Below are 7,886 nucleotides of genomic sequence, written 5' to 3' on the forward strand. Positions count from 1 at the left end.
TCCAGCATCGGCTGCACGCCCTTGTTCTTGAAGGCGCTGCCGCACAGCACCGGGTACATCTCCGAGGCCACGGTGATCTTGCGGATGCCGGCCTTGACCTCGTCGACGGTGAGCTCCTCGCCGCCCAGGTACTTCTCCAGCAGCGCCTCGTCGGTCTCGGCGACGGCCTCCAACAGGGCGGTCCGGTACTCGGCGGCCTTGTCGGCCAGATCGGCCGGGATGGCGACGGTGTCGTAGTGCTCGCCCAACTTGGTCTCGCCGCGCCACACCTTGGCGTTCATCTCGACCAGGTCGACGATGCCCTCGAAGTCGTTCTCCGCGCCGATCGGCAGCTGGATGACCAACGGCTTGGCGCCCAGTCGTTCTTCGATGGTGCGCACGGTGAAGTAGAAGTCGGCGCCGATCTTGTCCATCTTGTTGACGAAGCAGATCCGCGGCACGTCGTACTTGTCCGCCTGCCGCCACACCTGCTCGGACTGCGGCTCGACGCCTTCCTTGCCGTCGAAGACCGCCACCGCGCCGTCGAGGACCCGCAGCGACCGCTCCACCTCCACGGTGAAGTCGACGTGGCCCGGGGTGTCGATGATGTTGATCTGGTTGGTGTTCCAGAAGCAGGTGACCGCCGCCGAGGTGATGGTGATGCCACGCTCCTGCTCCTGCTCCATCCAGTCGGTGGTGGAAGCGCCGTCGTGAGTCTCACCGATCTTGTAGTTGACCCCGGTGTAGTACAGGATCCGCTCGGTCGTCGTCGTCTTACCGGCATCGATGTGCGCCATGATGCCGATGTTGCGGACCTTGTTCAGGTCGGTCAGCACGTCCTGCTGTGCCACGGAAGTCTTCCCACTCTTTCGATTGCTTGCTTGGCTACTTGTCTGCGAGCCGGTCGCCGGGCCGAACCCGACCGTTCGTCACCAGCGGTAGTGCGCGAACGCCCGGTTGGCCTCGGCCATCTTGTGGGTATCCTCCCGGCGTTTCACCGAGGCGCCCAGGCCGTTGCTGGCGTCGAGGATCTCGTTGGCCAGCCGCTCGATCATCGTCTTCTCCCGACGCTGCCGGGAGAAGCTGACCAGCCACCGCAGCGCCAGCGTGGTCGACCGGTCGGTCCGCACCTCGACCGGCACCTGGTAGGTGGCGCCACCGACCCGGCGGCTGCGCACCTCCAGCGCCGGCTTGACGTTGTCCAGGGCGCGCTTGAGCGTGACCACCGGATCGGTCCCGGTCTTGTCCCGGGTCTGCTCCAGGGCGCCGTAGACGATGCGCTCGGCCAGCGACTTCTTCCCGGCCAGCAGCACCTTGTTGACCAGCTGGGTGACCAACTGCGACCCGTAGACCGGGTCGTTGACCAGTGGACGCTTCGGCGCCGGCCCCTTACGCGGCATCAGCCCTTCTCCTTCTTGGCGCCGTAGCGGCTGCGAGCCTGCTTGCGGTTCTTGACCCCCTGGGTGTCCAGCGAGCCGCGGATGATCTTGTACCGGACACCGGGCAGGTCCTTCACCCGGCCACCGCGGACCAGCACCATCGAGTGCTCCTGTAGGTTGTGGCCTTCGCCCGGGATGTAGGCGGTGACCTCGACCTGACTGGTCAGCTTGACACGGGCGACCTTACGCAGCGCCGAGTTCGGCTTCTTCGGGGTGGTGGTGTAGACGCGGGTGCACACGCCACGGCGTTGCGGGCTGCCCTTGAGGGCCGCGGTCTTGACCTTGGCGAGCTTGTCGCGGCGGCCCTTGCGGACCAGCTGCTGAATGGTTGGCATCTACCGGCTTCCTGTGTCGTGCTCGTCGTTGTCCTGCAGTTATGCCTCACCACCTCACCCCGCGCTCGGGTGTGTCGCATGGGCCGATCGCGGCGGTTAATCCGCTGCTTCGTGGACATGCGAATTGGCCCGGCGCGCGCTTTATGTCACCAAACGCGCCATAGGTGGCCAGGCACGAGCTACCACAATACCCGGCGGGGCTCCGACGGGTCAAAGCAGGCGGACGCAGCCCGCGAGCAGGTCAGCCGGCGCGGCCCCGCATGCCCGATGCCAGCCGGCGCACCATGTCGGAGAAGACGGCGTCCGCGTCGATGTCGTCCATCACCCCGGTCATCTCCAGCGAGACGAAGCCGTGCAGCGCCGCCCAGAACTCCAGGGCGACATGGAAAGCCTGATCACCGTCGAGGCCGTACGCCGAGAGCACCGCGATCACCGGTTGAGCCGCGCCCCGGGCCGCCGCGGCGTACTCGGGGTCGTCCCCGCCCAGCGGCATCCGGGTGAAGGCCGAGTACCGGCCCGGGTGGTGGTGGGCGTAGCTGCGGTAGGCCCCCGCCATCATCAGCACCGCGTCGTCGCGCGGGCGCCCCTCGCCGACCCGCTTGAGCATCTCGATCAGATCGTCGATCACCCGCATCCGCATCGCGCGGCGTAGATCGTTCAGGCTGTCCACGTGGTTGTACAGCGACGGCCCCTTGGTGCCGAGCTGGGTCGCGAGGGCGTTGACGGTCAGCGCGTCCCAGCCCTCTCGGTCCAGGAAAGTCAAGGCGGCGTTGACGACGACGTCCCGGCTCAACTTGGCCGACCGGGCCGTCGGTTTTCCGCCCGGGCGCGACCGGACCTCCGCGATCTGCGGTTCTGGTCGAACTGCCATCACGATCGCCCTTCGAATTGCGCGAGCCCGGTCAGCACAGAACTCTAATTGACGCGACCGGCGGGGACCGCGTCAGTTCGACCCGTCGACGGGGGAAGCAGCCCAACCACGCGCCGACCGGCGTAGGGTCTGCGGGAAGACGGAGCCGAGAGAGGGGCGATCAGTGAGGTTAGGCGCACTCGGCGTGGCAGCGGTGTGCATCGCCGCAGCGCCAGCGGCGACACCCGCCGCCCACGCGGTGAACGGCGACACCCACATCGTCGGGGTGAGCGAGGTCCACACCATCGACTGCAACGGCGGAACGCTCTTCGTCAACGGCGTCGACATCGTCGTGCACGCGCTCGGCACCTGCTGGGCGGTATCCATGCAGGGCTCACGGGACACCGTCATCGCCGACACCGTCGTCAACGACATCACCGTCTACGGATTCGACCAGACGGTCTACTTCCACAACGGCGACCCGTTCCTTTTCGACCGAGGTCGCGAGCTGGGGATGACCAACCGGCTCCAGCGCGTGCCGGCTTGACCGGAGCGACCCGGCTATCTTCGTGACGTGAACCGCACCCGCCCGATCGCCGGCGTCTGCGTCGCGCTGATCACCGTGATCGGCCTGGCCGGCTGCGGCGGTCACCACCCGGCAGCCGTCAAGGGCAGAGCCAAGGACACCTCGCAACGCGAGGTCGGCAACGTGATCACCTACGAGCCGCTCGGCACCACCACCCAGCTCGACTGCGCCGACGGCAAGTCGCTGAACGTCTCCGGCTCCAACAACACGCTGACGGTCCGGGGTACCTGCACGGCGGTGACCATCACCGGTGCGGACAACCGACTGAGGTTGGAGCGGATCATCACATCGCTGACCATCACCGGGCTGGCCAACACCGTCTCCTACCAGGACGGCAAGCCGACCATCGACGATCGCGGCTCCGGCAACACGGTGACGAGGGGTTGATCGCCCCGCCGGGCTCGGGCAGTCGGCCGTTGCGCCGTGCCGCCCGGACCCGGCCGCGAACCGCCCTGCGCCGTGCTGCGCCTCGTCGGCGACGCGGGCGAGGCTGGCGAATTCATAGTCGATCGCGTTCGGCTCGCTGCTGCCCCACTGGTGCAACGCCGAGAGCCGATCCGAGCGCAGGCACCGCTGGGGCAGCGCGGCCAACTCGGCGGCCAGCTCTTCGGCCGCGGGCCGGGCCTGACCGGCCGGCACCACCCGGTTCGCCAGGCCGATCGCGTGTGCTTCGGCGGCGCCGACCGCGCGGCCGGTCAGAATCATGTCCATCGCCCGGCTGTGGCCGATCAGCCGCGGCAGCCGCACCGTGCCGCCGTCGATCAGCGGCACCCCCCACCGCCGGCAGAACACCCCGAACACCGCGTCGGCCTCGGCCACCCGCATGTCACACCAGAGCGCCAGCTCCAGACCGCCGGCCACCGCGTAGCCGCTCACCGCCGCGATCACCGGCTTGGACAGCACCATCCGGGTCGGACCCATCGGTCCCGGCCCGCTGCGGTGCGTCCGGTTCATCCTGGGCGTGCCGAACGCCTTGAGATCCGCTCCCGCACAGAAGGTTCCATTGTCCCCCCAGAGCACCGCCACCGCCGCGGAGTCGTCGGTGTCGAACTCGTCGAAGGCGGTGTAGAGCGCCTCGGCGGTCGGCCCGTCGACCGCGTTTCGCGCCTCCGGACGGTTCAGGATGACGGTGGTCACCGGTCCGTTCCGGTCCACCCGCACCGGTTGGGTCATCTCGCCTCCACTGGTTGCTCCGTGTTCCGCCGCCGGTCGAGCTCGGCGGCGAACGCGGCGTAGCTCTCTCGGAGCCGATCACCCGGCCAGCCGGGCGGCAGCAACACGTCGGGCAGCACCGGGTCGGTCAGCAGGTGGCGCACGATGGCCGCGGCCGCGGCGAACCTGCCCGGGACGTCGTCGGCGCCGGCCATCGCCGTCAGCAGCTGCTCGCCGGTCTCCGCCCAGCCGGGCAGGTCCCACAGCGCCGCGGCCAGACCGGCCGGATCCCGATCGCGGGCGGTGAGTACCCGCGCCCGGGCCACGATGTCGGCGCCGAGGGTGGCCGCCGGCTCCGGGTCGAGGTTGTCCGGCCGCATCCACACCCCCTCGCGCAGCTCCCCGAAGCGGCGACGCGTCAGGGTCGTCCGCAGCGCGGCTCGGAGCCGGGCATCGATGCCGACGCTGGTGACCAGGACCGCTGTCCAATCACCCTGCCACCGCCGCAGTTTCGGGTGCATCGCCTCGTCTTGTCGTTCCTGGCGGGCCAGCAGCCGGTCGGAGAGCCGGTACCCGTTCGCCGATCGAACCAGGTCGCCGACACCCACCATTCGGGTCAGCGACACCCGCAACGCGGACTCCCGAATTCCGAAATCGGCGGTGAGCCGGACTAATTCGGCGGCGCTCGCCCAGGCCGGATGCGCACCGAGCAGCACCGACAGCACCACCGACCGGGCCGTGAGCCGAGCGAGCGATCTGGGCTGAGCCGGCACCGGCTAGACCCCGGACGTCTTCCGGCCGTAGTCGCCGAACGGCTCGTCTCGGTGCCGCACGGCGTCGCGGAAGCCGTGCTCGACGGCGTCGGCGACGAACGCGTGCCCCTCCGGGGTGTGCCGCGCCACCCCGTCGAACACGGTGCCGACCATCGCGCTGGTGGCCACACCCTGTTGGTACAGCGCCGAATTCAGGGCCAGCTTGACCATCATCAACTGGTTCACCGGCATCGCCGCGATCCGGGCCACCAGCCGCTCGGTGCGTTCATCGAGGTCTTTCGGGTCCGGCGCCTCCACCGCCAGGCCCCACTCGGCGGCCTGGGCGCCGGTGATGCAATCCCCGGTCAGCAGCAGCCGTTTGGCGCGCTGGTCGCCGAGCCGGTGCGCCCACAGCCCGGCGGCCGGTACCCCCCAGACCCGGGTCGGCGGGTAGCCGATCTTGGCGTCGGCCGCGGCGATCACCTGGTCGGCGTGCAACGCGATGTCGGTGCCGCCGGCGATGCAGTAGCCGTGGATCTTGACCACGGTGGGCTTGTCGGCGTGCATCAGCGCAGAGAAGCCGCGGACGAACCGGCTCATCATCTGGTAGTCGATCATCGGATCCCACGGCCGGTCGGGCCGGTGGTTGACCGCCTGGGTCTTGCCGTCCAGCACGGTGCCCTTGTATTCGGGGTCGGCGCCGGCCGAGGACGAACCTTCGGCGTAGGCGCTCAGGTCGAAGCCGCCGCAGAACCCGTCGCCGCGGCCGGAGACCAGGATCACGTGCACGTGCGGGTCCAGGTCGGCACGCTCCACCAGCGCGGAGAGCTCCAACGGGGTGTCGGCGACGATCGCATTGCCCTTCTCCGGGCGGTCGAAGGTGATGCGGGCGACCCGGTCGGTGACCTCGTAGGTCATCGTCCGCAGGTTGTCGAATTGGACCGGGGAGATGTGGTGTCGCATGGCAGGTCAGCCTTTCACCAGAGCGCGTTCGAGGATCGGCCCGACGTCCAGGCCGGCGGGCAGGGTGCCGAACGCCCCGCCCCACGCCTTCTCCAGCCGGGTCGCCAGGAATGCCTCCGCGACCGCCGGGTGACCGTGCCGGACCAGCAACGCACCCTGCAGCGCCAGGCAGATGTCCTCGGCGATCTTGCGGGCCCGGTACGGGGCGCTGTCCAGGTCGGCGAGCGTGGCCCGCAGCGTCCCCTGGAGCGTCGCGACGTGCGCGTCCAGCCGACGGTCCTGGCCGGCCACCCCGGCCAGTTCGTCGAAGAGCACCGCGACCGATTCCGGCTGGGTGGCCGCGGCGCGCAGCGTGTCCAGCGCGCTGACGTTGCCGGAGCCCTCCCAGATGCCCATCAGCGGCGCCTCCCGGTACAGCCGCGGCATCAGTGAATCCTCGATGTAGCCGTTGCCGCCCAGACACTCCATCGCCTCGGCGGCGTGCGGGGCCGAACGCTTGCACACCCAGTATTTGGTGGCCGCCAGGCCGACCCGGCGCAGCAGCGCGGCGCGGTCGTCACCCTGGATCGCCTGGTCGGTGGCGCCGGCCATCCGCATCGCGACCATGGTGGCCGCCTCGGCCTCCACCGCCAGGTCAGCCAAGACGTTACGCATCAGCGGCTGGTCGATCAGGTAGGCGCCGAAGGCTTTCCGGTGCTGGGTGTGGTAGATGGCGCGGGTCAGGCCCATCCGCATGCTGGTGGCGCTGCCCAGCGCGCAGTCCAGCCGGGTCAGGTTGACCATCTCGATGATGACCGAGACGCCGCGGCCCTCCTCGCCGACCAGCCAGGCGGTGGCGCCGTCGTACTCGACCTCGCTAGAGGCGTTGGCGTGGTTGCCGCACTTGTCTTTCAGCCGCTGCAGCAGCATCCGGTTGCGGGTGCCGTCGGGCAGCACCCGGGGCAGGAAGAAACAGCTGAGCCCGCCGGGTGCCTGGGCCAGCACCAGGAAGATGTCGCACATCGGCGCCGAGGTGAACCACTTGTGGCCGGTGAGGGTGTAGCTGCCGTCGGCGTTGGCCACCGCTTGGGTGGTGCCGGCCCGTACGTCGGAGCCGCCCTGCTTCTCGGTCATCGACATGCCCGCGGTGAGGCCGGCCTTCTCGGTGGGCACCTTGAGCTCCGGGTCGTAGACCGGCTCGGTGAGCAGCGGCTCGAAGGTCTTGGCCAGCTCGTCGTTGTAGCGCAGCGCGGGAACGACGGCGTAGGTCATCGAGATCGGGCACATGTGGCCGGGTTCGGCCGTCCACACCCCGGTCTTGGCGGCTCGGACCACGTGCGCCCCCGGCCGAGGGTCGGCCCACGGCGCGGCGTGCAGCCCGTGTTCGATCGCGGTGCGCATCAGTTCGTGGTAGGCGGGGTCGTACTCCACGTCGTCGATCCGGTTGCCGACGGTGTCGTGGGTGTGCAGGATCGGCCGGTTGCGGTCGGCGAGCTCACCCCAGCGCTGGGCCTGGCCGGAGCCGGAGATGGCGCCGATCTCGGTGACCGCGTCGGCGCCCCACCCGCCGCCTTCCCGGACCAGCGACTCCATCAGCACCGGCGACGTCGCCGGGTTGTAGTTCTCCAGGGGTGGGACCTGGTTGGTGACGACGTGGGTGACCGACATGAAACTATGTTACATTTTATCGACGATTGCACAAGAGTTGTAAGGCCAGCTGGGATCTGCGCCGGCCGGGTCACGTCCTAACCGACGCACCGCTTCAGGAACGCGACGTCGTCCTTGCGGCGCTCCGCTGCGGTCTCACAGACCACCGGCGCGTTCGCGGTCAGCACCACGTCCACCAGCCAC

Annotated in this window: 9 protein-coding genes and 2 pseudogenes; 2 read left to right on the plus strand and 9 right to left on the minus strand. The window is 69.4% G+C overall.

What is annotated here, in order from left to right; all coding sequences use genetic code 11:
* The 4 genes from AC2VNT_RS02370 to AC2VNT_RS02385 form a co-directional block, all read right to left on the minus strand.
* The coding region (locus AC2VNT_RS02370; RefSeq protein WP_486945327.1) for a GTP-binding protein at positions 1–830 on the minus strand (830 nt) is incomplete at its 3' end.
* A gap of 78 nt (positions 831–908) precedes the next feature.
* The gene (gene rpsG / locus AC2VNT_RS02375) at positions 909–1,379 is read right to left on the minus strand and encodes a 30S ribosomal protein S7 (protein ID WP_486945328.1); all 471 of its coding nucleotides are present in this window, start codon (positions 1,377–1,379) and stop codon (positions 909–911) included.
* On the minus strand, positions 1,379–1,753 hold the full coding sequence (rpsL, locus tag AC2VNT_RS02380; protein WP_486945329.1) for a 30S ribosomal protein S12: 375 nt from the start codon (positions 1,751–1,753) through the stop codon (positions 1,379–1,381). Before rpsL ends, rpsG begins: the two co-directional genes overlap by 1 nt.
* Before the next feature lie 241 nt (positions 1,754–1,994).
* Complete coding sequence (locus tag AC2VNT_RS02385) at positions 1,995–2,624, minus strand: TetR/AcrR family transcriptional regulator (protein ID WP_486945330.1); 630 nt, start codon at positions 2,622–2,624, stop codon at positions 1,995–1,997.
* Between the two features lie 163 nt (positions 2,625–2,787).
* Between AC2VNT_RS02385 and AC2VNT_RS02390 the strand changes: the two genes are divergently transcribed.
* Together AC2VNT_RS02390 and AC2VNT_RS02395 are read left to right on the plus strand one after the other, a co-directional pair.
* Positions 2,788–3,150 (plus strand): DUF3060 domain-containing protein, encoded by a 363-nt coding sequence (locus AC2VNT_RS02390; RefSeq protein ID WP_486945331.1) that lies wholly within the window; start codon positions 2,788–2,790, stop codon positions 3,148–3,150.
* Positions 3,151–3,177: 27 nt separating this feature from the next.
* Positions 3,178–3,576 (plus strand): DUF3060 domain-containing protein, encoded by a 399-nt coding sequence (locus AC2VNT_RS02395; RefSeq protein ID WP_486945332.1) that lies wholly within the window; start codon positions 3,178–3,180, stop codon positions 3,574–3,576.
* A gap of 24 nt (positions 3,577–3,600) precedes the next feature.
* Here AC2VNT_RS02395 and AC2VNT_RS02400 read toward each other — a convergent pair.
* The 5 genes and pseudogenes from AC2VNT_RS02400 to AC2VNT_RS02420 form a co-directional block, all read right to left on the minus strand.
* Positions 3,601–4,362, minus strand: a pseudogene (locus AC2VNT_RS02400) (crotonase/enoyl-CoA hydratase family protein); the annotation flags it as partial.
* Positions 4,359–5,114: a PaaX family transcriptional regulator C-terminal domain-containing protein gene (locus AC2VNT_RS02405; RefSeq protein WP_486945333.1), complete on the minus strand. Its 756-nt coding sequence runs from the start codon at positions 5,112–5,114 to the stop codon at positions 4,359–4,361. The gene AC2VNT_RS02405 and the pseudogene AC2VNT_RS02400, both read right to left, overlap by 4 nt.
* A gap of 3 nt (positions 5,115–5,117) precedes the next feature.
* Positions 5,118–6,056, minus strand: a complete 939-nt coding sequence (locus AC2VNT_RS02410) for a crotonase/enoyl-CoA hydratase family protein (RefSeq protein ID WP_486945334.1) — start codon at positions 6,054–6,056, stop codon at positions 5,118–5,120.
* 6 nt (positions 6,057–6,062) lie between these two features.
* On the minus strand, positions 6,063–7,703 hold the full coding sequence (locus AC2VNT_RS02415; protein ID WP_486945335.1) for an acyl-CoA dehydrogenase family protein: 1,641 nt from the start codon (positions 7,701–7,703) through the stop codon (positions 6,063–6,065).
* 77 nt (positions 7,704–7,780) lie between these two features.
* Positions 7,781–7,886, minus strand: a pseudogene (locus tag AC2VNT_RS02420) (deoxyribonuclease IV); the annotation flags it as partial.

This window comes from Mycobacterium sp. TH-M15, assembly GCF_057473705.1.